Origin of the sequence: Cryobacterium sp. TMT4-10 (assembly GCF_004403275.1) — a bacterium.
Classification (GTDB): Bacteria; Actinomycetota; Actinomycetes; order Actinomycetales; family Microbacteriaceae; genus Cryobacterium; species Cryobacterium shii.
The window spans coordinates 63,332-89,815 of sequence record NZ_SOGU01000027.1 but is presented as its reverse complement, the minus strand read 5'-3'; the positions used below and the strand labels follow the sequence as shown (position 1 = coordinate 89,815).

16 protein-coding genes are annotated in these 26,484 nt (G+C 70.5%); 5 read left to right on the top strand and 11 right to left on the bottom strand.

Annotation, left to right across the window (positions count from 1 at the left end):
• Window position 1 precedes the first annotated feature (1 nt).
• Window positions 2-1,216, bottom strand: a complete 1,215-nt coding sequence (locus E3T42_RS03805) for a PotD/PotF family extracellular solute-binding protein (RefSeq protein ID WP_134365404.1) — start codon at window positions 1,214-1,216, stop codon at window positions 2-4.
• Between the two features lie 236 nt (window positions 1,217-1,452).
• Here E3T42_RS03805 and ald point away from each other — a divergent pair, with 236 nt between their 5' ends.
• Window positions 1,453-2,568: an alanine dehydrogenase gene (ald, locus tag E3T42_RS03800; RefSeq protein WP_134365403.1), complete on the top strand. Its 1,116-nt coding sequence runs from the start codon at window positions 1,453-1,455 to the stop codon at window positions 2,566-2,568.
• 108 nt (window positions 2,569-2,676) lie between these two features.
• Here the strand turns inward: ald and E3T42_RS03790 are convergent, their stop codons facing one another.
• From E3T42_RS03790 to E3T42_RS16975, 9 genes are all read right to left on the bottom strand, one after another.
• Window positions 2,677-5,724: an FtsK/SpoIIIE domain-containing protein gene (locus E3T42_RS03790; RefSeq protein ID WP_134402472.1), complete on the bottom strand. Its 3,048-nt coding sequence runs from the start codon at window positions 5,722-5,724 to the stop codon at window positions 2,677-2,679.
• 238 nt (window positions 5,725-5,962) lie between these two features.
• Window positions 5,963-6,682: an FHA domain-containing protein gene (locus E3T42_RS16635; protein ID WP_166805299.1), complete on the bottom strand. Its 720-nt coding sequence runs from the start codon at window positions 6,680-6,682 to the stop codon at window positions 5,963-5,965.
• The gene (locus tag E3T42_RS03780; protein WP_134365401.1) at window positions 6,679-9,069 is read right to left on the bottom strand and encodes a transglutaminase-like domain-containing protein; all 2,391 of its coding nucleotides are present in this window, start codon (window positions 9,067-9,069) and stop codon (window positions 6,679-6,681) included. The genes E3T42_RS16635 and E3T42_RS03780 overlap by 4 nt, the downstream gene beginning before the upstream one ends.
• On the bottom strand, window positions 9,066-10,412 hold the full coding sequence (locus E3T42_RS03775) for a DUF58 domain-containing protein (RefSeq protein ID WP_241975811.1): 1,347 nt from the start codon (window positions 10,410-10,412) through the stop codon (window positions 9,066-9,068). The genes E3T42_RS03780 and E3T42_RS03775 overlap by 4 nt, the downstream gene beginning before the upstream one ends.
• On the bottom strand, window positions 10,409-11,380 hold the full coding sequence (locus tag E3T42_RS03770) for a MoxR family ATPase (RefSeq protein WP_134365400.1): 972 nt from the start codon (window positions 11,378-11,380) through the stop codon (window positions 10,409-10,411). Before E3T42_RS03770 ends, E3T42_RS03775 begins: the two co-directional genes overlap by 4 nt.
• A gap of 22 nt (window positions 11,381-11,402) precedes the next feature.
• Complete coding sequence (locus E3T42_RS03765; protein ID WP_241975810.1) at window positions 11,403-17,303, bottom strand: fibronectin type III domain-containing protein; 5,901 nt, start codon at window positions 17,301-17,303, stop codon at window positions 11,403-11,405.
• Window positions 17,300-18,724 carry a serine/threonine-protein kinase gene (locus E3T42_RS03760; protein WP_134365398.1) on the bottom strand — a complete coding sequence of 475 codons (1,425 nt, stop codon included), beginning with the start codon at window positions 18,722-18,724 and terminating at the stop codon, window positions 17,300-17,302. Before E3T42_RS03760 ends, E3T42_RS03765 begins: the two co-directional genes overlap by 4 nt.
• Window positions 18,725-18,840: 116 nt before the next feature.
• Window positions 18,841-19,683, bottom strand: a complete 843-nt coding sequence (locus E3T42_RS03755; RefSeq protein WP_134365397.1) for a PP2C family serine/threonine-protein phosphatase — start codon at window positions 19,681-19,683, stop codon at window positions 18,841-18,843.
• Window positions 19,684-19,711: 28 nt separating this feature from the next.
• Window positions 19,712-20,713: an FHA domain-containing protein gene (locus tag E3T42_RS16975; RefSeq protein ID WP_241975809.1), complete on the bottom strand. Its 1,002-nt coding sequence runs from the start codon at window positions 20,711-20,713 to the stop codon at window positions 19,712-19,714.
• Between the two features lie 206 nt (window positions 20,714-20,919).
• Between E3T42_RS16975 and E3T42_RS03745 the strand changes: the two genes are divergently transcribed.
• Both E3T42_RS03745 and E3T42_RS03740 read left to right on the top strand, forming a co-directional pair.
• Window positions 20,920-21,402 carry an Lrp/AsnC family transcriptional regulator gene (locus E3T42_RS03745; protein ID WP_134365396.1) on the top strand — a complete coding sequence of 161 codons (483 nt, stop codon included), beginning with the start codon at window positions 20,920-20,922 and terminating at the stop codon, window positions 21,400-21,402.
• Window positions 21,403-21,405: 3 nt separating this feature from the next.
• Complete coding sequence (locus E3T42_RS03740) at window positions 21,406-22,848, top strand: aspartate aminotransferase family protein (protein WP_134365395.1); 1,443 nt, start codon at window positions 21,406-21,408, stop codon at window positions 22,846-22,848.
• A 48-nt stretch (window positions 22,849-22,896) separates the two neighbouring features.
• Here E3T42_RS03740 and E3T42_RS03735 read toward each other — a convergent pair whose 3' ends face one another.
• Complete coding sequence (locus E3T42_RS03735) at window positions 22,897-24,099, bottom strand: DUF4192 domain-containing protein (protein WP_134365394.1); 1,203 nt, start codon at window positions 24,097-24,099, stop codon at window positions 22,897-22,899.
• A gap of 181 nt (window positions 24,100-24,280) precedes the next feature.
• Here E3T42_RS03735 and E3T42_RS03730 point away from each other — a divergent pair, with 181 nt between their 5' ends.
• On the top strand, window positions 24,281-25,462 hold the full coding sequence (locus E3T42_RS03730; RefSeq protein WP_134365393.1) for a MarP family serine protease: 1,182 nt from the start codon (window positions 24,281-24,283) through the stop codon (window positions 25,460-25,462).
• A 183-nt stretch (window positions 25,463-25,645) separates the two neighbouring features.
• Window positions 25,646-26,362: an RNase H family protein gene (locus tag E3T42_RS17560; protein WP_134402470.1), complete on the top strand. Its 717-nt coding sequence runs from the start codon at window positions 25,646-25,648 to the stop codon at window positions 26,360-26,362.
• The last annotated feature ends 122 nt before the right edge of the window (window positions 26,363-26,484 follow it).

Here is a 26,484-nt window from a genome sequence, read left to right as displayed (position 1 = left end):
CCTACGAACCCAGCAGGATGCTCTGGAACGCCGCGTCGTACTTCTGCTCTTCGGCGCCGGACAGGTTGCGGAAGACCTTCGCCTTTTTCAGGGTGGCCTCGTCCGGGAAGATCAGTTGGTTGTTCGCGAGTTCCGGGTCGATCGCCATGGCGGCTTCCTTGGCTCCGACGACGGGCGTGATGTAGTTCACGTACGCCGCGACCTCGGCCGCGACGGCCGGGTCGTAGTAGTAGTTGATCAGTGTCTCGACGTTCTTCTTGTGGGTGGCACCGATCGGCACCAGGAAGTTGTCGTTCCACAGCGTGCCGCCCTTCTCCGGCACGGAGAAGCCCCACTTGTCGCCGTTCTCGGCGTTGAGCTGCACGATGTCGCCCGACCAGACGATGGCCGCGAGGGTGTCCTCGTTGATGAGGTCCTCCTTGTAGGCGTTGCCCTTGATGTTGCGAACCTGGCCGTCCGAGACCTGCTTGGACAGCTCGTCGATCGCGGCGTTGTACTCGTCGTCACCCCAGTCCCCGGAGATGTCCACGCCCTGGTCGAGCATGATCAGGCCCACGGTGTCGCGCATTTCGGACAGGACGCCGACGCGGCCCTTGAGCTCGGGGGCCCAGAGGTCCTGCACCGAGGTCAGGCCACCCGGCAGCTTCTCCTTGTTCCAGCAGATGCCGGCGAACCCGCCCTGCCACGGCACGCTCATCTTGCGGCCGGGGTCGAATCCCACGTCTTTCAAGGACGGGAAGAGGTTCTTCAGGTTGGGGATGTTGGCGTGGTCCAGTTCCTGCGTGTAGCCGAACCGAATCATCCGGCCGACCATCCAGTCGGTGAGGCAGACGGTGTCCGCGCCGATGTCCTTGCCGAGCGCCAGTTGGTCCTTGACCTTGCCGTAGTAGGTGTTGTTGTCGTCGACCGCCTCGGTGTACTCGACCTTGATGCCGGTCTCGGCCTCGAACGCCTGGAGGGTGGGGTAGTTGCCGGCGTCGTCGACGTCGATGTAGAGAGCCCAGTTGTCCCAGCGCACGAGTTTGCTGGTGGCGGATTTGTCCGCAGCTGCCGTGGGCTTGCTCTTGGCGCCCCCGCTGGAACAGGCGGCGAGGGCGAGGGCGGCTGCTCCGCCGCCCGCGCCGGCCAGGAGAGTGCGACGCCCCATTTTGGCCTGCTGGGCCTGACGGATGAGCTGCTGAATCATGGGATCGGCGGGCAACGGCCTGGGCAACATGTTCGGGTCTCCTTGCGTTTTTCAGCGGGGATCTAACACACACAACTTAGCGAGTTGCTAGATACTCGCACAGGACGGCCGTTTCTTCACCCAAGAGTGACCAAATCGTTAATTGTCGCCGCGGTTTCTCACGGAATCAGCACTCCCCCGGCAGAAACGCACTCGAAAAGGGCGGTTGGGCGAAGGTAGGATTTCGGGCATGGACGTTGGGGTCCACAGCAGCCGGAAGGAGCACCATGAAGGTCGCAGTCCCCGCAGAGGTCAAAAACAACGAATTCCGGGTCGCGATCACGCCCGCGGGGGTGCAGGATCTGGTGGCCAACGGCCACGAGGTGCTGATTCAGACGGGGGCGGGCCTCGGTTCGTCCATCACCGATGAGAGCTATGGCGCGGCCGGGGCGACCCTCATGCCGGATGCCGCGTCCGCCTGGGCCGCCGCCGACCTGCTGCTCAAGGTCAAGGAGCCCGTCGCCGCCGAATACGGCTACTTCCGCCCCGACCTGCTTCTTTTCACGTATCTGCACCTCGCCGCCGAGCCGGCACTCACCCACGCGCTGCTGGCGAGCGGGGTCACGGCCATCGCGTACGAGACCGTGCAGCTTCCCAACCGCACGCTTCCGCTGCTCGCACCTATGAGCGAGGTCGCGGGTCGCCTCGCCCCCATCGTCGGCGCCAACGCGATGCTCAAGCCCAATGGCGGCCCGGGCCTGCTCGTCCCCGGCGTGCCGGGCACCCACCCGGCACGGGTCACCGTGCTCGGCGGCGGTGTGGCCGGCACGGCAGCCATGCAGGTCGCACTCGGGCTCGGCGCGCAGGTCACGGTGCTCGACACCAACCTGTTCCGTCTGCGCGAACTCGACGCCCTGTACTTCGGCCGCGTGCAGACGATCGCCTCCAACAGCTACGAGATCGACAAGGCGCTCCTCGACTCCGACCTGGTCATCGGCTCGGTGCTGATCCCCGGGGCGAAAGCCCCGAAGCTGGTCAGCAACGAACTCGTTTCCCGGATGAAGCCGGGGAGTGTGCTCGTGGACATCGCGGTCGATCAGGGCGGATGCTTCGCCGACTCCCACCCGACGACGCACGCGGACCCCACGTTCATGGTGCACCGGTCGCTGTTCTACTGTGTCGCCAATATGCCCGGCGCCGTGCCGAACACTTCGACCTACGCCCTCACGAACGCGACCCTGCCCTATGTGCGCATGATCGCGAACCGGGGCTGGAAGGATGCCGTGCTCGCGGATGCCGCGCTCGCCCTGGGCCTGAACACGGTCGGCGGGCTGGTCACCAGCGCCCCGGTGGCCAGCGCCCACGGGCTTCAGTTGCGCGCGCTCTCGGACGCGCTCGGCTGACCCGGGCCTGCCCGGTCCTCCGCTTCCCTCTCCCGCGTCTTCCCTCTCCCGCGTCTTCCCTCTCCCGCGTCTTCCCTCTCCCGCGTCTTCCCTCTCCCGCGTCGCCCGTCACGAGCCCGCCGGCAGCACGGCCCGGCGCACCGTTCCATCCGGGCGGATCGCCCACATCCGCCCCCGTCCGGGAGCGAGCGGCGGCGGCAGGTCCCGCCGGCGGCTGATCATCCAGTAGTCGGCGAGGCTGCAGCCGTCGAACACGAGTTCCGCGCGCGGCTTGAGGGACGCGAGCAGGGACCAGTGCGTCTGCCACGCGTCCACGTCACCGACGAAGACGGTTCCGGCCCCGGGAAGCGTCGCCCGCAGTTGCGAGGCATCCGTCATTCGGCCGAGATCCACGATTTCGGCGCCACCGGCGGCCCGGAACGCAGCGGCCGTGCGGGGCGGGGAACCCGAAACCACAAGCAGTGTGCGGTCGGGCCCCGTGGCGAGGTGCTCGGCGACTCCCGCCTCGGCGCCGCGGGCCGCGAGTGCCACGCAGCGGGCCACGGCGCCCGGTTCCGGGCAGAGGAGCTGGATGCGGTGGCCCTGCCACGTGCCTCCGCCCGCCGGCATTGTGTCGTCGAACGAGGCTGCCGTTCCCCCGGCCCCGACGTGTTCGGCCACATCGGCGAGCCGCAGGAGCAGCCTGTTCTGGCACAAGGAGGGCAGCACCTGCAACGCCCCGGCAAGCCGTTGGGCGGCGACGACGACCCGCAGCCCGCCCTCTCCGCCGTCGCGGAGCAGCCCGGCCAGCAACTCGAGCGCGGCCGGGCGGTAGTCCTGATCCCAGCGGGCGTAGACGGAATCGAAGTCGTCAATCAGCAGCAGGCGCCCGGCCGGACCGACGTCGCTGTCGAGGAGGCGCCGAGCACGGTCGAGGGCGTCCCACACTCCCTCGACGTGAGGCGGGACGAATTCAACCTGGCACGGTGCGTCCGGCGCGGACGCAGACTGCTCGGCCAGGGATGCCAGCACGCCGGTCTTGCCGGCGCGGGAAGCGCCGAGCACGAGCAGGTTTCCGCCGAGGAACGGCTGGTAGCGGGCCACCCGGTAGCGCTGCCGCTCGGGTTCGTCGAGCAACCCCAGCAGAGACGTCGGTCCGGGGCCTGGTCGGGATTCCGGCGCCCGTCCCGGCGAGGTGGACGGGGCGGACTCTGCATCTTCGGCGGACTCGGCGGACTCGGCAGCATTGGCGGCCTCCACCGCCCAAATATCCTCGCGGGTCACCGTGACCGGCAGCACGTCGAGCCACGGGCGCCGCGGGGCGGGTCCGTCCAGGGCTGGCGCGCCGTCGACGTGGTCGAGGACCCGGTCGGCGATGGCGCGGATCTCGCTCTCCGAGGTCGTGGCGATCTGGCAGAGCACCGGCGCGCCCGCCGCGGTGGCGATCAGGCAGCGTCCCGGGTGTTCGGCGGACAGCGCCGCCGCGGCATCCGTTCCCAGCACGGCCACGCTGTCGGCGCGGTTGTTGACCCGCAAGGATATCCGCAGGGTGCAGTTGGCCAGGAGGGCGTCGCGGACGACGCCGTTCGGGCGTTGCGTGCAGAGGATGAGGTGAACTCCCAGCGACCGGCCCCGGGCGGCGATGTCGACGAAGAGCGCATGCAGCTCGGGGAAAGCCGTGAGCATGGTCGCGAATTCGTCCACCACGATCACGAGTCGCGGGAGCGCCGCGGCCCCGCCTCTCTTCCCCAGCTCGACCAGGTCGCGGGCGCCGGCACCGCGGAGCACGCGTTCGCGGTGGCGCAGTTCGGCGGCCAGGCTGGCCAGCGCCCGGGCGGCCTGGCGCCCGTCGAGGTCGGTGATCAGTCCCACGCAGTGCGGCAGGGCGCCGAGCGGCGCGAACGCGGCGCCGCCCTTGAAATCGACCAGCAGGAACGTCACCTCGCTCGGCACGAACGCCGCCGCCATCGCGGCGACCCAGGTCACGAGCAGCTCGCTCTTGCCGCTGCCCGTGGTGCCGCCGACCACGGCGTGCGGGCCGGCGCCGACCAGGTCCAGCGACACCTCGCCGTGCATCGCCAATCCGACCGGGCAGCTCAGCCCGGCCGGAAAGCTCGGTCCGGGGCCGTCGCCCCGGCCCGGTTCGAGCACGGGACGGGTGCCAGAGACTCGGTGGCCGGGGAGATCGGACAGGCGAACCGTGGCGGGAACCGACGGTTGCCTGCGGCCCAGCCCGGCCGCCGCGGCGCGCTCGCGCAGTCGTGCGGCGACCGAGGCGGCCTGTTCGACGCTGACCAGTTCGGGCTGGAATCCCAGCCCCCGGGCGTGCCGCCCGGACCGCAGGATCTCGGCCCGGCCCGGACCGTGCACCCGCACGATGGTGTCGCAGCCCCAGGGAAGTTCGCCCGGCGTAGGGGCGAGAGCGAGGATCATCCGGGAGCCGGCCGGGGCCGGGGCGGGCTGAGCCGGAGCCTCGCAGACCAGAATTTCCGGACGGGGGGCCGCCCCGGGGGTACCCCGAGGCAGCGCCCGCGCCCAGGACCAGCCGGTGCCCGGCGGCACGGCCAGCACGATCTGGTCGGGCGGCAGCCCGCAGACCAGTTGCACCAGGAGCCCGCGGGCCAGCGCACGCGTCAGCGGGAGCGGACCGGCGATGCCGATGCCCGCAACCGCCTCGGCGGTGATCGGAGCGTCTGCCAGAGTGGCGGCCGTGTCCCGCAGCTCGCGGTGTTCGTCCAGGCCGGCCCCTCCTTCCAGCCGGAGGCCGCTCTCCACCGGGCCGGAGCCCAGGGCGACCAGCCCGTCGGTACCCGTGCCCACCGCTCCCGGGTTCGGGGCGACCGCGAGGCTGTCCGCGGTGGGGGTGCGCTGCCACCGGTCGTGGCGCAGGAGATCGTGCCGCACTGAGATTTCCGTCCGCAGGGCCGCAAGGGCCTCTCTCTCGTCGGTCGCGGCCCGGCGCCGGCCCCGACGATTCGTGCGACGGGCGTCGAGCATGCTCGCCACAGCGATCACCGGCCCGAGGATGGCGAACAGCAAAACAAAGGCCGAGCCGGTGATCATCCAGATCATGCCGGCCACGGCCAGCGGCGCCAGGCTCGCGATCACCGGAAACCCGGCCGCGGGAGGGTCAGCCGCCCGGGGCGGGAGGGTCAGGGGCACCTGGGCTCGGATCACCCGGCAAGCTCAGCACCCGGGCGAATCCCCGGCTCGCGCCGAGGCGGCATCCGTGCACTCTCGCCGCCCCCGCCCGCTGGGGAGGAACCGGCCGCCCCGCCCGCGCAGGCTCACCCCGAGTCGGGCCACCGTGTCGACCCTGTAACCAATTCGACGGAGATTCTCCGTTAAAACAGCTATTCGTGGGCGTACGGGCCTGATTTGGGCAAAATCTCCGTCGAATTGGTTCGGGGACTCGCTAGTTGAGGATAAAGAACTGGTCGGCGAGGTCGACCCGCGAGCCGCGGGGCACGAGGTAGCGGCGGCCCGGTTCGCACCGGACCGAGACCGCGTCCGGGCGACGGATGATGGTGCCGTTGCCCGAGAAGCGGTCACTGATCCAGAATTCGCCGTCGTGCTGCCCGAATTCGAGGTGACTCTTGGACACGGAACGGCCGAGGTCGTTGACCTGCACCAGCAGATCGAAGTGCTCGGCCGGCTGAGGAAGAGGCCGGCGGCCGACCAGCCCCGTCCCGTTTGCCGAGACGGTCTCGCCGGTGCTGAACTGGAGCACGAACAGCGCGGGCGCCGGGGCGGGAGTCGCAACGGGAACCGGAGCCGGAACCGGAACCGGAACCGGAACCGGAACGGGAACCGGAACCGGAACGGGAACGGGAACCGGAGCCGGAACGGGAACGGGAGCCGGAACGGGAGCCGGGACGGGAGCGGTGGTTGGAACGGGAGCCGGAGCCGGGACCGGGACCGGAGCCGGGACCGGCGGCGCCCCGAGGCGCCCGTCGGCGCCGATCGGGACGGAGATCACGACCCGCTGCGGCGGCAGCGGCTGGATGATGGTGGTGTCGCTGGGCCGAGGGTCTGACCGTTTGCGGGTCTTCGGGGTTGCCGTGCTCGAGCTGCCGCATTCGCCACAGAACATGGCGCCGACGGGCAGCTGTGCCCCACAGATCCGGCAGTTCACGAACCGACTCCTCCCGGGCCGCGGCCTCCCCCTCGTGGAGCCGACCGTCGAACGGATGCCCCTCCAGCGTAGCGACCCAGTGACCGCAGGGAGACGAGGGCTCGCAGCCGGGCGAGGCGCTTCTTCCCCGCGTTGAGGTCACGGCGATGTTCGGCGACCAACAGCCACACCTCGTCGGCGGTGGCACTGCCCGGCCGGTCCGGGGCGAAAACCGCCCGGTCGACCGCCGCGGCGAACACCAGTGGCCGCATCCCGCCCACGGTTCGGGCCAGTTCGGTGCGGGTCGCCCCCGCCGGCACCGAGATGCCATGGTCGAGCGCGGCGTCGGCGAATTCGCGCCAACCGCCCCGGATCCGGTCCAGGGGCGCCGGACGGGTGCGTCTAAGCCGGCGGCGCCGGGCCTTGGCCGCGATGATGAGCAGGAAGGGCGAGAGCACGACGGCCAGGCCGAGCAGGCTCCAACCGGCCACTTTCGCCGCGGCGAGCAGGAAGGCGAGGAAGGGGCTGAGCGGTGCCGGCGGGTCCTCGACCGAGTTCTCGGGCGGGGCCGGGTCCCGCTGTTCCGCGATCTCCGGAATGGCCGGTGGCACCACGGTTTGCGGCCGGGACACCACGGTGGGGTCGTCGGGCTGCTTCGCTGGGATGTCGCGCAGCGGAGGGTTCGGATCGAGCGTGACCCAGCCGGTCGTGGACTGCACCTCGATCCAGGCCGAGAGGTCGGACCCCACGACGGTGACCGTGCCGGTCGCGTCGGCCCCGGCTCCGTCTCCGCTGCGGGGAACGAAGCCGACCACGACCCGGGCCGGGAAACCGAGCCGCCGTGCCATCAGAGCCGCCGCCACGGAATACTGTTCGGCATCGCCGAGCATGGGCTGGTCGGTGAACAGCTGGCTGATCCGGTCGGCTCCGTGCCCCGACCGGCTGACCGGCTCGTCCGCGCCGACGCCGTGGCTGACGTAGCCGTCCGCTCGGAGCCCGTCCAGCATCGACTGGAGTTGCACGCCGGGGGCGTCTTCGGCGTTCACATAGCCGGCCAGGGCCTGTTCGAGTTCGTCCGGGAGGACGCTGAGCGGCGGCAGGACGGCGGGGCCCGGGCGCAGGCCGGCCAGCGCATCCGGCGACCGCGGGACCACGCCGACGCTGCGATAACTGTCGCCCCGGGCCAGCCCGGTCAGCACCGCGGCCGTGCCGCTGTTGTCGTTGTAAAAGAACGAGTCTGAGCGCGCACTGCTCGTCGGGCCGCTGAACCGGATCCGTTCCAGCTGGCCCGCCCCGGGCACCCACACCCCGGTGTAGCCGTCGATCGTGACGGCCAGGGTCACCTGGTCGCCATCGATCCGGGACTGGTCGAGGCGGTCGGGCAGGCGCGTGAACGATCCGGAGGCGCTGCTCACCTGCTCGCTGCCGACCGAGTACACGACGCCGTCGTACCCGTCGAGGGTGGCCAGTCGCAGCCGCCCTCCCTCGGGCAGGCCCGCGACCTCGAGCAGTGCGGCCTCGGCTCGGGCGGGCTGAAGATAGCTGCGGAACTCGCTCAGCGGGCTCGGGTAGTCCCGCGGGTCGAACGGCTGCTGCACGCGTGCGCGCAGCACGTCACGTGGAGCGGATGCCGGGAGCGCGATCGCGGCCGCCGTGCCCGCGGCCACAGCCACGGCGACGATGACGCTGGCGCCGACCAGTCCGCGGACCGCCGCGAAACGGCGATCCGCCGTCGACGCGGTCGTTCGGCGCGACTGTTGCGCGACCAGGCGCACCACGGCTCCGCGGCGCACGGCGCGGAACCAGAGCAGCCAGAACAGGAGCACGACGAAGAGCGCGAGGCCGGTGGCGATCGGGGCGGACGGGACGGTGGGTCCGAGGCCGATGCCGGCGATGAACAGCGCCGCCGGGGCGAGCGCGCCGAGTTCGCCGATCCGCGCGCGCAGGGCGACGGAGAGGCCGATCACGGTGCTGAGTAGAACGAGAATGAAGGCGGGCACGAGCAGGGTCTGGTAGGACCCGACCGGCAGCACGATCGTGACGAGCTGCTTCCAGCTCAGCGCGGTCGCGGAGACCAGCTCGAGCAGACCGGTTCCGGTCGGAAGGATGCCCCGCACCGCCTGGCCGGGGATGGCCAGTGGCACGCCTGCGATGACGTAAACGGCGATCGTGGCCAGGGCCACCAGCCAGGCCGGCCAGCGGAACACCGCACCGAGGATCGCGGTCACGGCCCCCAGGGCGAAGGTGACGCCCACGAGTACGACGAATTCACGGCTGCGGTAGACCGGCCAGAGGGCTGTGGCGGCCGCGGCGGTCGCCAGCAACAGCCCGACGGTGTTCCCGACCGTGAAACGCCAGCCCGGGCGGGCGCTGCGGGCGCCGGAGCGGACGGCGGCGCGGGCGCTCATGCCGCCAGCGATCGGGCGAGGCTGTGCGGCAGGTCCGCGAGGAAGCCGATCCGGAGCACGCTGAGCTCGGCCACGCGCTTGAGGCTGGGGACGGCTTCCGGGTCGCACACCACGGCCACGACCTCGACCCCCGCCGGGAAGCGATTCGCTGCGGTGCGCAACTGGGACAGGGTGACGGCCGAGCCGCAGACCAGGAAGGCCACGGAGATGCCCGCGACCGTGTCGGCCGCGGCCTTGGCCAGGGCCCCGACGTGCATCATCCGGTCGGATGTCTCGACCCGGCTGAGATCGTCGAGCAGCCGGGTGCGGGTGAGTGTGCTCAGCGGCCGGAGCGCCGGAGCGCCGCGCCGGGCGAGGTCCGGTGTCGGCGCGCTGGCCACGACGGACACGGTGCGGGCATCACGGATGGCCCGCACGCCGAGGGAGCCGGCGACGCTGACGGCCATTTCGAACTCGTCCTCGGTCGCGAAGTCCCCCACGAACAGGCTCAAGGCCACCATCAGGTGGCTGCGGCGGGATTCCTCGTATTGACGCACCATGTAGCGGCCAGTTTTCGCGGTGCTCTTCCAGTGGATGCTGCGCCGCTCATCGCCCGCCACGTACTCGCGGAGCGCATGGAAGGACACGTCGCTGTTGGTCAGGTCCCTGGTCGGGTTGCCCTCGAGGTCACGGATGAATCCCGTGCTCATGCTCGGGATCGACAGGGTGCGCGGGTGCACGAACAGCTCGACCCGCTCGGCCCAGACGATCTCCCGGCGCAGCAGCCCGAGCGGGTCGGCGCGTACCGTGCGCACGGGACCGATCGGGATCACCCCGCGCCGGAGGGTGGGAACGATGAACAGGTCCTCGAAGCTGCCGCCGCGCGCGATACTCGGCATCGCGAACTCGGCCAGCCCGGATCCGACCGGAACCTCCACGCCCACGCCCGGCAGCCGCTGACGGGTCGGGTTCAGCACGCTCACCTCGCCGGGAACGCGTGCCCCGACGACCACCCGGTCGACCGACAGGGACAGGTGGATCTCGTACGCGTTCCGGCCGATCAGGAAACTGAGCGCTGCCCCGACCAGCACCATGGCGGTCCAGCCGATGACGACGAGTTCCGTCCAGCCCAGGGCATAGCCGAACAGCAGGGAGGCGGCGAGGACACCCAGGACGCACCAGCCGAGCGGGGTGACGACGGCCGAGATGAACCCGCCCGCGACGGAGGCGCCGGTGCCGGACCTCCGGGCGGCGCGCATCCCACGCGACACACCCTCGGCCAGGAGGCCGTCGTGGGACACCGGGCGGGGCCGGCGCGGAGTGAACCGGCCGAACCTTCCCTCGCCGGGCATCCGCTGGGTCACGCAGCCTGCCTGTCACTGGGCGGCGGGGTCTCGATCAGGATCCGGGCGATCACGCTGGACGGCGTGACCCCGTCGAACTCGGCTTCCGGGTCGAGGACCAGGCGGTGGGCGAGCACCGCCTCGGCCAGTTCCTTGACGTCGTCGGGGATGACGTAGTGGCGGCCGTTGGCGGCCGCGAGGGTCTTCGCGGTGCGTACCAGCGCCAGGGCGCCGCGCACGCTGGCGCCCAGGCGCACCTCGGGGCTGGTGCGCGTGGCGTCGATCAGGCGGGCCACGTAGTCGTTGACGGTGGCGTCGACGAAGACCGTGCGGGCGAGGGCCGCGAGCTCGATCACGGTCTGTGCCGAGACCACCGCCGGGACCGTGGCCTCGTGCGCGCGCTGGCCGGCCCCCTCGAGAATGCGGATCGTCGAGGCGTGGTCGGGGTAGCCGATCGAGGATTTCATGATGAACCGGTCGAGCTGAGCCTCGGGCAGCCGGTAGGTTCCGGCCTGCTCGATCGGGTTCTGGGTGGCGATCACCATGAAGGGGGATGCGACGGGGTGCGTGACCCCGTCGGCCGTGATCTGCTCCTCCTCCATCACCTCGAGCAAGGCGGCCTGGGTCTTCGGGCTGGCCCGGTTGATCTCGTCCGCCAGCACGATGTTGGCGAAGATCGGCCCGCGGTGGAATTCGAATGTCCCGCTGCGCTGGTCGTAGATGCTCACCCCGGTGATGTCGCCCGGCAGCAGGTCCGGGGTGAACTGCACCCGGTTGCTGGTGCCGCGCACGCTCTGCGCGATGGCCCTGGCCAGGGAGGTCTTGCCCGTTCCCGGCACGTCTTCGAGCAGCAGGTGGCCGCCGCTGAGCAGGGCGGTGAACGCCATCTTGATGACGTGGTGTTTGCCGAGCAGCACCTGCTCGACCCCGTTCACCAGGCGCTCGAACACATCGGCGAACTGAGCGGCCTGCTGCGGGGTCATCGTCATCGGGTGGTCACTTTCGTCGGAATCACTGATCGTAGTTGTAGGCGTGGCCGTTGACGGTCACCGTGAGGCGCACCGTGCCGGCCGGCGCGGGCGCGGCCAGGGCGCAGGAGTTCGGTCCGCCCCGGGTGGAGGAGGCGGGGTCACCGCGCACGGAGCAGGTGTAGTCGGCGCCGATCCCGTTGTTGTCCGGCCCGTTGGTCCAGCCGAACACGCCCGTGACCGGGTCGTAGGCGAGCCCGGTGACGGTGAACCTGACGGATGCCTCCGGCGCCGAGTAGGTTCCGGACCAGGGCCCGCAGGTACCCCAGGGCGAACAGGCCTGCACCTGGTACCGGACCGTCTGCCCGAACGGGAGGCCCAGCAGTTCCCGGGGCCAGCCCGACCCGCCGAAGGTGACCTGGCTGCCCGGGACCCCGTTGCCGGACCCGTCGACCGCCCGGAGGTTGTACTCCCTGATGCCGGCGCTCGGGCTGACCCCGTCGACGCGCAGGTCCCAGGCGTCGCCTCGCGCCGCCATCGAGCTCTGCACGTCGGTGACAGGCCCCGGAGCCTGGCGCACAAGGGCGCTCACCACGTCCGTCGGCGCGCAGCCGGCCCGGTTGTAGCCCCACACGATGAAGTAGTACCGGCCGTTGTCGGTGAGCAGGTTGTCGAAGGTGGCCGAGGTCGTCGCGCCGCTGAGGATCTTCTGTTCGGCGACGATTCCGCCCTGCGTGGGCGCTTTGAGCGTGCCCGGCGCCGGACTGGACACGCTGCAGGCTTGGGCCCCGGTGGGCACCTGGTCCGCGCTCAGCCGCTGCACGACGTAGCCGTCGATCGCGTCGCCCCGGCCATCGAACGGGTCCCAGGTGAGCGCCACCGAGCCGCTGGAATCCGTCGCGTTCGCGGAGATCGCTCCGGCCCGGGCGGGTCCGAACGGCGTTCCCGCACCCGAGGCGCTGCTCCAGCCGGCCAGGGCGGGGTAGGCGTCGTTGCGGGCGCTCACGGTGAATTCCGTGTTCGCTCCGTTGGTCAGTCCGGTGACGACGATGCTGCACGAGGTCGCGCCGCAGTCGGCCCCGGACGCGCTGGTTTCGCCGCGGCCGGTTCCGCCCACGGTCACCTCATAGCCACGGATGGCCGTCCCGCCGCCCTGCGCCGCCACGGTGTTCCAGCGCAGGCGCAACCCGCCGTCGAGCGGTTCGGCGGCCAGCCCGGTCGGAGCGGGCGGCACCACGTCGGACCAGACCCGGTCGGCGAGCACGGCCGGGTCGGACAGGCCGATGGCGTTGCGGGCGGCGACGGACACCCGCAGGGCGTTGCCCTGCCCGTTGCCGGGGGTCGCCACCTCGCAGGTCGTGGCCTGGCAGGGGGTGGTGCCGAGGGGGGCGCCGGAGGACGCGTCGAGCAGGGTGATCTCGTAACCGGTGATGGCTGAGTTGTTGAAGGCGCCCGGGTTGAAGGCCACGGACAGTCCGCGGTCGGCGAAGCCGGTCACGCGCACGCCGGTCGGCGCGTCGGGCTTGTCCTGTACCGAGATCCGCACCGTGCCCCAGGCGTAGCGGTTCGGGTCTCCGGTGGCGTCGGCGACCTGGTATTGGAGGTTCGTGTCCGCCGGCGCCGCGTCCTGGGCCACCACGACCGTGAGCCTGCTCTTGTCGGCGCTGGGCGTGATCGTCACTCCGCGGGGGACGCTGCCGCCGTCGAGGCCGCGCACGGCGACGACCCGCAGCGGCACCGCCGGGAAGGGGTTCGTAGCGTCGTCGTTCGCGAGGACGTCGACGACGGTGGTGCGTCCGCGTGGGGCGATGGCCGTGTCGGCGACCGGGATCGCCCGCGGTCGAGTGGAGGCGACCACGCCCAGGTCGATCCGGCCCGCCTTGCCCGCGGTGACGCTGTCGCGCACGCCGATGGTGATCGCGCTCCGGTCGCCCTTCGGCGTGGATTCCGCGGCTCGGAGGGTCAGCTGCTGGCCGTCGAGGGAATAGGTGAACCCGGTCGGGAGCGGTTCGAGCACCGTGTAGGCCAGTTCGGCCTGGTCCTTCGGATACGGGTAGGAGGTGAGCCTGGTCAGGTCGATGACCTTCGTCTGGTCCGGCTCGAGGTCCAGCACGGCGCCGTCGAAGGCGGGCGGCTGATTCTTGCGGGGGGTAACCGTGATGGGCAGCACGATCGTCGCGGTGCGCCCGTCCGGGTCGGCCGCGCCGGCACCGTCGGTCACCTCGAACGAGATCGAGGCCGGCCCGTAATACTGGTCGGCGCTGGTGTAGGCGAGGGCGGAATCGGAGCTGACCAGGTCGGCGCCGTCCGCGTGGGTGGCCTGCACCAGGCTCCGGTCGGTCAGGCGCACCTTCTTGCCGCCGACCGCGACGACGTAGTCGTTGATGTCGATGCTGAGCAGGGACTCGCTCGACACGGTCAGTCTCGGGGCGCCCTTGCGTAGCTGGGGCAGGGCGTCGTCGGTGCCCGGCACCCAGATGAAGGCGTAGGACACGATGCTCGGGTCATCCGGGTTGCTCACGGAGAAGGGAATGATCTGGCCGGCGTCGCCGACGCTGACCCGGATGCGCCGGGCATCCGTCACCTCGGCGACGCCCGAGAAGCTCGCCGGCACGCTCAGCCCCAGGCTCTTGACCGGGCCGTCCGCGAAGAAGACGTTGGCGAGGACGTCGACGTCGATCGTGCCGCGGGCGTCGAGCACATCGGAGAGTGCCACGTGGGTGTCACGGGCGTCCGGTTTGGAGAGCGGGGCGTCCGCGCGCACCACGACGGTGAGGAAGGTCGAACTCGTGCCGCCCCGCGCGTTCTGGATCTCGTAGATGAACCCGTAGCGCCCCTCCTGCGCCGGTGCTCTGACGGAGACGACGTCACCGTCGATGACGGCGCGCCCGCGGGAACCGGCGGTGCCGGTCGCCTCGACCCGGGTGATGGTCAGGTCTCCGCCGTCGGGATCGGAGTCGTTGCCGAGCACCCGCACGGCGACCGTGCTGCCGGGGCGGACGGCGACCTCGTCGGGGGCCGCGACCGGGTTCCGCGCACCGTCCAGGCGGGGGCTGATGCCCACGCGCACGCTGCCGACGGCGCGGGCGCCGAGGGCGTCGACCACCGAATAGGTGAACGTGTCCGTGCCGGCCGAGTACTCCCCCGCCGTGTACTCGATCGAATCGGCGCCACGGATGGTGACCGACCCCTTCTCCGGATTGGTCTCCTGGCCGACCAGCTGCACGGAGTCCCCGTCCGGGTCGATCCCGGACAGCGGGATCGGGATGCTCACCGTGTCGCCGGCGAGCACGCGGGCGGTCACCGTCTTCGGCACGGGCGGGTTGTTCGAATCAGGGTCCGCTTCCCGAACCGCGATCCGCACCTCGGCGTTGGCGAACTGGCCATCCGGCGCGTTGACCCGGTAGACGGCCGTGAAGTTCCCCGCCGTCTTCGGCGCCAGGAAGCGCAGCTTCGTTCCGGCGGCGAAGAGCAGGCCGGAACCGGCCGGTAGCGGGGTCGCCAGCGTCGGGTCGAGGGTGAGCGTGTCGCCGTCCGGGTGCTCGTCGTTGGCCAGCACCGGGATGTCGATGGCATCGCCCACCCGCACCGAGACCGTGTCCGGCACCGCGATGGGAGCCTGCTTCTGCGCCGGCGGCGGGATCTCGATCACGGTGACCGTGCCGGTCGCCTCGGCGAGGCCGTTGCTGACGCGGTAGCCGAAGACGGCCGTCGCGTTCTCGAGCGGTTGCGTCAGGGTCACCCGCAGGATCCGCTGGTCGAGGATCTCGACCCGGAGGCCGCTGTCGGCGGGGACATCCATCGTGCCGGTCACCAGCAGAACACCGCCGGCGGGATCGGAGTCGGTGGCCAGCACATCGACCAGGGTGGCCTGCTGGCCGCGGATGAAGGCCGTGTGCGGCACCGTGACCGGCGCGGTGTTGGCGTCGGGCGCGGGGGCGACCTCCACCCGGATCCGACCGGTCCCGGTGAGCTGGCCGTCCGTGACGGCGTATTCGACCTCGTGCACGCCCACCACGGCGCTCTCGAACCGGAAACTGCCGCCGTCGTAGTCGGCGGTGATGGTCGCATCGGGTTTGGCCGGCACGCTGCTCAGCCGGAGGGGCGCCGAGCCGCCGCGGGCGTGTTCGAGCGGCACCACGGTGACCTCGCTGCCGGCGGTGGCCAGGACCACGAAGGATTCCGCGACGATCGGGACCGACCCGCTCGGCCGCACCGTGACCGAGAGCGATCCGGTGCCGGTGTCCCGGCCGTCCGTGACCGACAGGGTGACCTGTTTGGCACCGGCCTCGGTTCCGGCATCCGTGTAGACGACGCTGCCGGCCGGCGTGAAGCTGACCAGGTCGGGCGCGGGGATCGTCGCTGCGGTCAGGTAGAAGGGGTCGGAGTCCGGGTCGACCCAGTCGCCGAGCACCTGGCTGGTCACCCGCCCGCCCGCCCGCACGGTCGTGCTGGTGGTGCGGGCCTGCACGGGGGCTGAGTTCTCGTCGTCGCCGCGCAGGGTGAGAGTCACCGTCGCCGAGGCGCTTCCCCCGCGCCCGTCGTTGATCGTGTAGCCGAAACTCACCGTGCCGGTGGCCTCCGGTGTCAGCGCGAGCTGCACCTGCTGGGTGTTCCCGACGAGGGCGAGCCGGCCGGTTTCGGCCGGCAACGGGGTCACCGCGTCGATCACCAGCACATCGCCGTTGGGGTCGAAGTCGTTGAGCAGGACCGGGAGCGTCACGGTTCGGCCGGGCCTGGCCCCGAATTCGTCGTCGACGGCGACCGGGGGAGCCTGGGATTTCTCGTACTCCGGGGTGGCGTCATCCGTGTTCTGCTCGACCTGCTGCTGGTTTTGGTCGGCGTCGATCAGGTCGGCCCAGTTGTCGATCAGTTCGTTGCCCTGCTGCACCGCCCAGGCCGCGCCGTCTCGCGCGTCGTTCAGCACCAGGCCGGTGCCGTTCCGGCGGAACGAGAGCCGGGCGTCCCCGGCGAGGCCGGTCAGAGTGGCCGTTGTGCCGTCGGCGGGGTCGTTCGCGCACTGGCGCCAGACGGTGCCGTCGGCCCAGGCCGCGTAGGAGCAGGCCTCATCCGACGCGGGGGCGGCAGCGGCCCCACTGCGACCGGTGACCACCGCGGCCGGCGGTCCGCCCTCGAGGCTCACGGAAACGAGCCCCTCCCGGTGGGAGACGAGCACCCGGTCGCCGCGCACGCTCGGCTGGGCCAGCAGTGGCCCGTCCCCCGAACGGATGATCCCGGTCAGGTCGACCTCGCCGCTCTCGAGGTGCAGGCGACGGGTCGACTCGTTCAGCAGTGCCCACCGGTCGTCGACGCTGGTCAGCTGGTAGCGGTCTTCCGGTGCGCCCGCGGCCAGGGTGAGAGTGTCCGTGACAGTACCGGCGGTGAGCAGGTCCACCCGGGACAGCTCGCCGGTGGACGGGGTGAACGCGTACAGCACCCCGTCGGCGTCCACGCTGACGACGGATCCGGCGCCGAAGGCCAGCGTGGGTTCCGCGGCCGCGTCGAAGCCGTCCAGGCGGCTGACGGGCACGTTCCAGACGTTGCCATCCGACGCGATCACCGCTCGGTCCCCCGCGAGGAACACGGTGGGCGCGGTGGGCGGCAGCGCCACGCTGTCGGCGACCTCCGCGGTCGCGGGGTCGAGGATGTCGAGCGCGCTGTTGCCGCGATCGAGCACCAGGACGGTGGCGCCCTGCTGCACGACATCGAGGTTCCCGCTCCCGGCGGTGACGACGGTGTTGAGCTCGAACACCGCCGTGTTGGCCCGACCGACGACCTGCCGGGTCTCGTTCGTCACCCAGACGGCGGCGTCGCCGAGGTCGAGGCGCTGGGCCGTGTAGCCGCCGGAGACGATCGCCACGGCGGCGATGACGGCGACCACGACGGTGCCGCTGAGCGTGGTGACGAACAGGGAACGGTGGGCGGAGAGCCACCGACGGATCACGGGCCGCCACCGGTGGTGTCGACGCATTTCTCGCCGCTCGGAGTGCCGGCCTGGCCGTCCCGGCTGACGGACACGGTCGCACAGACCCGCTCCTCGCCCTGCGGGTCGACCGCGAATTCCGTTCCGCGCTGGATGCTGCTCTCGCCGGTGCGGAGGGCGACCACGAAGTTGTCGCCGTCCCTGACCCCCGGGTCGGGCCAGCTGAAGACGACCGTCCCGTTGCGGAGTTCGCCGGACACATCGCTGACGCCGGGGATCGCGTTCCCGGAGTCGCGCATGAGGAAGGCGACCGCCGTCGCGGCCAGCCCGAGGATGAGCACCGCCGCCGTGAGCAGCGCCACGAGCGTGAGCGCTCGCTTGCGCGTGCGGGGCAGGGTCGTCACGGTGTCCCCCGGTGTGCCGCTGCCCGTTCCGGCCCTGGTCGTGGACCGCGGTGCGGCGCCGGCCGGGACGGGCTTCCGGCGCCGGCGCCCGGCGTAGGCGTCGATCGAGTTGATGGCCGTGATCCGGGTCTTGTCGTCCTGGTCCGCGAGCGTGCTCGTCGCCCAGTCGTCCACCGCGACCTCGAGGCGGGTCTGCGCGAGCCCCAGCTCCGCCTCGACCGACTGCAGCTCACGGATGAGTTCCAGCACGCTGGGCTGCCGGAGTTCCGGGCGCCGGGACATCGCCCTGGCGAGGATCAGTTCGAGCCGGCCGGGCACATCGGTGCGGTTCAGCGGGGGAATCCCGGCCTTCTGGATCCGGCCCATGATCTGGGCCGAGCCGTTGTCCGCACCGGGCAATTCGAACGGCGAGCGGCCGGCCAGCAGGGAGTAGAGCGTGGCGCCGAGCGACCACACCTCGGAGGCCACCGAGCCGGAGATCTCGTTCAGCAGCACCTCGGGCGCCGACCAGGGGATGGAGAGCCCGATCGCGTCGGAATTCTCGGCCTCGCCGAGCGTGGCGGCGATTCCGAAGTCGGACAGCACCGGGTGTCCGTACGCGGTGACGAGGATGTTGGAGGGTTTGAGGTCCCGGTGGAGCACTCCGGCCCGGTGCGCCGTTTCGACGGCGCTGGCGATCTTGATTCCCACCCGCAGGGTCTCCGGCACCGAGAGCGCTTCGACGCGATAGCTCTGACTGAGGGTGGAGGAACAGTACTCCATCACCAGATACGGTCGCCCGTCGGCGGAGACGCTCGCCTGGAAGACCGTCAGGATGGACGGATGCGAGCTGAGCTGGGCCATCAGATTGGCTTCGGCCTGGAACAGCTGGCGAACGTGGTCGTTGACGATCTCCGCCAGCAGCACTTTGACCGCGACCTGACGCCGGGGCATGTTCTGCTCATAAAGGAAGACGTCGGCGAAACCGCCGGAACCGAGCACGCGCAGGTAGGAGAACCCGGGCAGGTTCGGGGGCGTCGACGGTAAGCGTCTGGCCATTGTCGCCTCCCGTGTCATCGATGCATCTCGTGCGTGGACCCATGCCGGCGACCGGGTTTATCGACGGGCGTGGTTTTAAGTCTAGGCACGGGATTTCCCGAACCGGGGCCGGGGAATCACCCCAACTCTGGGGGTACGGACCCTTCGGCTGCTGCGGTGTCTTCGGTTGCTGAGGAGTCTTCGACGGCGAGAACGTCGAGCACGATCACGGTGACGTTGTCCCGACCGCCGTTGTCGAGGGCCGCGTCCAGGAGTGCCTCCGCCGCGTCATCCGCCCGCGGGTTGGAAATGAGGAAATGACGGATGCCGTACGCCGTGAGCTCCTTGGTCAGGCCGTCGGAGCAGATCAGCAGGCGCATTCCGGCCTGCAGCGGGCGGATGCGGTAGTCGGGAACGGGCGGTTCGTGGAAGCCCACGGCCCGAGTGACGATGTTGCCGTGCGGGTGCACGTCGGCTTCGTCCCGCGTGATGCGTCCCGCGTCGACGAGTTCCTGCACAACGGAGTGGTCGGTGGTGACCTGTTCGAGCACGCCGGAGGTGAGCTGGTACACCCGGGAATCGCCGATGTTGAAGACGATCCACTGGGGTGCGCCGGACACGATGCCGATTGCCACGCCCGTCACCGTGGTTCCGGTGCCGAGGTCGGTCACGCCTTCGCCGGCGGCCATGTCGATGACCGAGAGGCCGAGGGCGAAGTTGATCGCTTCCGCTTCGAGGTGGTCGGTCCCGGCGAGTTCGGCGAGCCGGGTGACCACCGCGGCGCTGGCGACGTCGCCGGCCGAATGGCCGCCCATGCCGTCAGCGACGGCGAAGACGGGAGGTTCGGCGACGAGGCTGTCCTCGTTGACCTGGCGGCGGTGCCCGGTGTCGGTGAGGGCGGCCCAGGCCAGGGTCACCGTCTTCTGCACCGACGGGAGAACGACCGTGAAGCCGGTCGAACCTTGACCTATCTGGGTCACGGATGTGCCTTCCGAAATCGGCGTGCGCTTACTGAGTCGGCGTGATGCCGCTCGCGGGGAGGATCTCGATGATATTACCGTCCCCGATGTCCACCTTTGTACCGGGCAGCGCCACCAGCGACTCGCCGGGGCGCAGCCGCTGCCCGCGGCCCCGGGGCGCGGTGACGATTGTGCCGTTGGTGGAGCCGAGGTCGGTGACCACCACCGACTCCCCCTCCTGCCCTATTTCCAGGTGCGTTCCGGAGACGGCGGAGGTCGGGGAGGCGACGGTGACGAGCCGAACCGGAACGGACCGCTGAATGCGCGGTGGGCGCGGCCGACGGCCGAGCTGGCAGACCGTGTCCAGGCGGATTTCCTGGCCGTCCGGCAGCCGGAACCCGCACCGGGGCCGGTCGGCGGGCGCGCCCCGGGGCCCGTCGGCAGGCTCGGCCTGGGGCTGCGGGGCGGGCGCGGGCAGGGTCGGCCGATGCAGGACGGTATCGGCGTCCGCGCCCGCATCGGGGCGGGGCACCCGGATGAGCGTCGATTCCTCGCTCTGGGCGAGGTCCGCCAGCGACCAGAACAGGGTGCGCGCCAGAACCGTGCCCACGCCGAAATCCCGGCCCGCTTCGAGCCGGTCCAACCGGGGGGCGGATCGCTCCGGCGAACCGACGGCCAGCCCGATCACGGCGCGGAAGTCCGCGAGGTGCCAGGGACGGATGCCGCCGGCCGTGAACCGTCGCGACCCGCCGACCGAGAACACATCGACCGCGACCTCGCCGCGGACGATCACGGACACCGGGATGCCGTCCTCATCCGTCGGCGCCCGCTGCACGATGACCGCGAAGCTCTCGACCGCGTCCCCGCCACCCAGCGGCAGGAGCGCGACGATGTCCTCGGCCTCCACCTGGGGTGCGCTTACCAGCGCGTTCAGGGTGGCGATGATGCCGGACGGGGTGGCCGCGGGCAGGGCGGCCATGAAGCCGCGCCCCACCACAAAGGTCCAGTCGGCTGCCTGTCCGGGCAGAAGTTCGTAACCGACGCGTCCCACGGCAGGCCACCTTCCGTTGAGTGCACCGGGCACCGGGTACCGGGTGCAAATCGCCGACGGCACCACGTCGACGGGTTTATCCTAACGGCGACCGACCGAAACCCAACCAGACGAAACCAGGCCTTTCTCATTCGATTCCGTCGCTTTCGAGCTGATTTTCTGCGGAATCGCTTGCCTGAGGGTGTTCTCGCTGTCATAATCGCTGAATGGCTCTAATCGGACGCAACGCTGCGGGCAAGACGGCACAACTGGACGATGTCTCGAAGAAGATCATCGAGCAGCTCCAGGCTGACGGCCGCCGATCGTATGCCGAAATCGGCAAGGCGGTCGGCCTGAGCGAAGCGGCCGTGCGCCAGCGCGTTCAGAAGCTGACGGATGCCGGGGTCATGCAGGTGGTCGCAGTCACCGACCCGATGCAGCTGGGCTTCTACCGCCAGGCCATGATCGGCATCCGTGCCACCGGGGACACCCGGGTTCTCGCCGAGCAGCTGTCCGCCATCCCGGCCGTCGACTATGTCGTGCTCACGGCCGGTTCGTTCGATCTTCTGGTCGAAGTCGTCTGCGAGGACGACGACGAACTCATCACCCTGCTCAACTCACAGATCCGCAGTCTCGATGGGGTTTCCTCCACCGAGACATTCGTTTATCTCAAACTCCACAAGCAGTTCTACAACTGGGGAACACGGTAAAAAATGACTATCACAGCACCCATCGCTCAGACCGACGAGACGGCGACACCTCGCGTCTACACGGATGCCGAGAACGCCACCCTGCAGCAGAAGGCGAAGGACCACCTCTGGATGCACTTCTCGCGCCAGTCGGTGCTCGAAGCCGGCCACGGCGTGCCGATCATCACCAAGGGCCAGGGTCACCACATCTGGGACTCCAACGGCAAGAAGTACATCGACGGATTGAGCGGCCTGTTCACCGTCCAGGCCGGCCACGGCCGCAAGCGCCTCGCGCAGGCGGCCGCGAAACAGGCGGAGGAACTCGCCTTCTTCCCGATCTGGTCCTACGCCCACCCGAGCGCGATCGAGCTGGCCGACCGACTGGCCTCCCACGCCCCCGGCGACCTGAACCGTGTGTTCTATTCCACCGGCGGCGGCGAGGCCGTCGAGACGGCCTTCAAGCTCGCGAAGTATTACTGGAAGCTGCAGGGCCGCCCGACCAAGCACAAGGTCATCTCGCGCAACGTGGCCTACCACGGCACACCGCAGGGCGCCCTGGCCATCACCGGCATCCCCGCGATGAAGGAGATGTTCGAACCGGTCACCCCGGGCGGGTTCCGGGTGCCGAACACGAACTTCTACCGGGCCGATGAGATGGGCTCCGGTCTGGGCGACGACCTGGAGAAGTTCGGCCTGTGGGCGGCCAACCGGATCGAAGAGATGATCCAGTTCGAGGGGCCGGAGACCGTGGCCGCAGTGTTCCTGGAACCCGTGCAGAACTCCGGCGGCTGCTTCCCGCCGCCCCCCGGCTACTTCAAGCGGGTACGCGAGATCTGCGACCAGTACGACGTGCTGCTGGTGGCCGACGAGGTCATCACGGCCTTCGGACGAATCGGCAACATGTTCGCGTCGACGACCTTCGGGATCGAACCGGACATGATCACCTGCGCCAAGGGAATGACCAGCGGATACTCGCCGATCGGCGCCACCATCATCAGCGACCGCATCTACGAGCCCTTCAAGCACGGCGACACGACTTTCTACCACGGCTACACCTTCGGCGGGCACCCGGTGTCCGCTGCGGTGGCCATGGCCAACCTCGACATCTTCGAGGAGGAGAAGCTCAACGAGAACGTGCGCGAGAACTCGCCGCTCTTCCGCGCCGAACTGGAGAAGTTGCTCGACCTGCCGATCGTCGGCGACGTGCGCGGTGAGGGTTACTTCTTCGGGATCGAGCTGGTCAAGGACAAGGTGACGAAGGAGACCTTCAACGACGCCGAGTCCGAGCGCCTGCTGCGCGGCTACCTGTCCAAGGCACTGTTCGAGGCCGGGCTCTACTGCCGCGCCGACGACCGCGGAGACCCCGTCGTGCAGCTCGCTCCCCCGCTCACCATCGGCCCGGCCGAGTTCAGCGAGATCGGCGATATCCTGCACGGCGTGCTCTCCGAGGCACCCAAGTACCTCTAGGCAAGCACCCGACCGGGACGCCCTGACTTCACGGCCAGGGCGTCCCGGTCATTTTTCTGAGGTCTCGTCCGGCGGCACGGCGAACGCCCAGTCCGGCAGGTGTCCGCTCGACACCACCGTGTCGAGCAGCTCGGCCATGCCGTAACCGGGGTCGATGGAACGCGCCTGGTCGATGAAGATGCCGGCGACCGACCCGCGGCCCATCGCCCAGGAGAGCCACGCCAGCATGCAGAGCGGTGCCGGCCGGCACGCGCGAGGCGCCAGCGCGACGACAGCCTTCAGCAGCCGGACGGCCCGCTCGATTCGGCCGGGGTCCGGGCGTTCGTCCGTGAGACCGAGCATGTAGTCGCTGGTCTCCCGCGCGTCCGGCACATCGGGCACGTCGGATGCCGCGCATTCCTCGGCGACGAGGTCGTCGAGGCTGCGCCCGGTGGCGCGTTGCAGGGCCGCGTAGTGCAGATTCAGCGCGAAGGTTCGGCGCCCGACCGATTCCCCGAACGCGAATTGCAGCATCATCTGGTCCCGGCAGGCCGGTCCCTGCACGAGGAAGAGCAACGCGGCGGCTTCCTCCACGGCGAGGTTCTCCGAATCGAAGCCGAGCGCGGCCTCGGCGGTGGCGACCGGGTCGATGATGTCGCCGGCCAGGTCGAGCAGTTCCGGCACGGTCTGCGCGGAGCTCCCGAGCCGCTGGTACCTGGCCAGCCTGCGGCCGACCCGAGCCTTCCGCGCCGGGTCGACCCGCGGCAGGTCGGCCCGGCTTCGCAGGGTGGCGAGGTCGAGGCGCGCCTCGGCGGGAATGGACCGGTTGACCTCGGACGCCGCGATGGCGCTCAACGGATGCCCGCCGGCCGGGCAGTCGGGGTCGAGGTAGGACCCCCATCCATCGGGTGCCACGCAGAGCGAGTCCCGAACCAGGAACCCGCACAGGCGTGCGCGTGCAGAGAGGACCTCCGCGAATCGTTCCTGGGGCAGACCGGTCACGCTCGCGATGGGCTCATCGCTGTAGACGACCGGGACGACCGCATCCACCCCGGGGATCTTGCAGAGCGTGCCGATGAGCGACGAGACGACTCGTCCCAGCACGGAACGGGAGGAGTCGGGTTCAGGAAGGTTGAAGCGCATCGCTCCGCAGGTTCGGTTGCCGCGGAAGGCGACGAGCACCAGGCTGTTCTCGGGCAGGAACCCGGCCAGCTGAGGCACGAGCGCGAGGAAGTCGTGGGCTTCCCTGGTCTTGACGATTGTCCGATTCATGGGACAACCCTTGCCCTGGCCGGCGGCACGGCACGGCGCCGCCCGGGACCGGTGAAGAACTCCGGGCTCCGCCGCCTGTGGAGGCTTCCTTCAGCAAACCCGACCGCCGACGACGTACGCTGTGATGACAGATGCGGCCGGTGGGGGAAGCAGCACACCGACTAGCGAACGAGGTCCACGGATGCCGATCACCACCATCCTCGACCTCACCCTCCTGCTCGTGCTCGTCGGCTACCTCGTCTCCGGTTTTCGCAGCGGTCTGATCGGCAGCCTGAGCGGCATCGCCGGCCTCGTCGGCGGCGCCGTCGCCGCCTACTTCTTCGTTCCGCTGGTGGGTTCCTGGGTCCCCGCCGCCGAGTGGCGCACGGCGGCCACGCTCGCGACCGCGGCCCTGCTCCTGTTCGGCGGGCTCTCCCTGGGGGGAGCGATCGGCCGGGCGCTCCGCCCGCGCCGCGCCCGCGCCAGGCTCCACGCCGTCGACCGCGTCTTCGGCGCCGGAGCCGCTCTCACGGTCTCCGCCCTGGTCGCCTCCATGATCGCCTTCAGCATCGGCTCCCTCGGGGTGCCCGTGCTGTCCCCGGCGATCGCCTCCTCGAGCGTGATCCGCACGATCGACTCCCTCACGCCCGACCAGGTCAGGACGCTGCTCACCCAGCTGCGCTCCGTCGTCGTGACCGAGGGCATCCCCCGGGTGATCGAGGCCTTCAACGGCCCGGCCCCCACGCTCCCGAGCATGGGAACGGACAGCGACGCGCTGCTCGCGGCACAGGCATCCGTGGTGAAGATCACCGGCACCGCCTACGCCTGCGGGCAAAACCAGTCGGGCAGCGGTTTCGTGATCGCCCCCGACCGTGTCCTGACCAACGCCCACGTCGTCGCCGGCGTGGCCGAACCCGTCGTCGAGACCCCCGACGGCAACGCCAGGCCGGGTCAGGTCGTCTACTTCGACCCGAGCGTCGACCTCGCCGTGATCGCCGTCTCCGGCCTGGACGCTCCTCCGCTGCCGCTCGGCGACAACCTCGCGCCGGGCAGCCCGGCCGTCAGCGACGGCTATCCCTTCGGCGGCCCGTTCGAGTCCGGGCCCGCGGAGGTGGTCGCGGTCGCGCCCGCCCTGGTGGCCGACATCTACGGCCAGGACCCCTCCCAACGGCAGATCTACACGCTGGCCGCCGATGTGCAGCACGGCGAATCGGGCGGCCCCCTGCTGAGCGAGGCCGGTCTCGTCTCCGGTGTCATCTTCGCGAAGTCGACGGTGACCGCCAACCTCGGCTACGCCCTCGCCATGGAAGAGGTCGACCCCGTGGTGGAGCAGGCCGCGGCGCTGCGTGCGCCCGTGTCCTCCGGAGCCTGCATCAGCGAATAGCAGCCCCGCGTCACGATGGCCGCCCGCACCCGTGGTCGGGCCTCGTGGCGCAGGTTAGCGACGCCGGCGGAGCTTGTAGCCTGCGCCGGCGGTCCTAACCTGAGCCGCGAGGCTGGGCTGGGCCCCTCGTCACGATGGCAGACTAGACGGGTCCCGCAGAAGCCGGCACCACGAAAGGCCCGTATGACTATCATCGCCGCCGCAGACGGCTCCGCTCTCGGCAACCCCGGCCCCGCCGGCTGGGCCTGGTTCGTCGACGATTCCTGCTGGGCCGCCGGCGGGTGGAAGCACGCCACCAACAACCAGGGCGAGCTCAAGGCCGTGCTCGAGCTGTTCCGGGCCACCGCGCACCTGGACGACGACCTGCTCGTGCTCTGCGACAGCCAGTACGTGATCAATTCCATCACCAAGTGGATGCGCGGCTGGAAGGCGAAGGGCTGGCGCAAGGCGGACGGCAAGCCGGTGATGAACCTCGACCTGCTGCAGGAACTCGATGAGGCCCTGAAGGGGCGCAAATACCGGTTCGAGTGGGTCAAGGGGCACGCGAACCATCCCCTCAACGAGGCCGCGGACACCCGCGCCCGCGCCGTGTCAGAGGCATTCCAACGCAGTGCTCCGATCAACCCCGGCCCCGGCTGGGTGCGGGCGGGCGACGCCCCGCCGCCGCGACGGCCGGCCCTGACCGCACCGGCCACGAAGCCGGCTGCCGTGACCGCTCTGCCGGCCGCGCGGAAGCCGCCGGCCGGGCCGGCGCATCCGGAGCTCTTCGCGTTCGACGACGAGCCGGCCGGCTCGCACACAGTGTCGCTGGAGCTCTCTCCGGAGGCGCACGCCCGCCTGACCCGGCGCGCAGCCACGCTCGGCGTCAGCGTCGAGGAGCTGCTGCGCGGTCTGATCTGACCGATGAATCGGCCACCGCGCCCGCAGCGCCGTTCACGGCCCTGTGCTGGTCACGGCCCTGTGCTGGTCACGGCCCTGTGCTGGTCACGGCCCTGTGCTGGTCATGACCGTGTGCTAGTCAT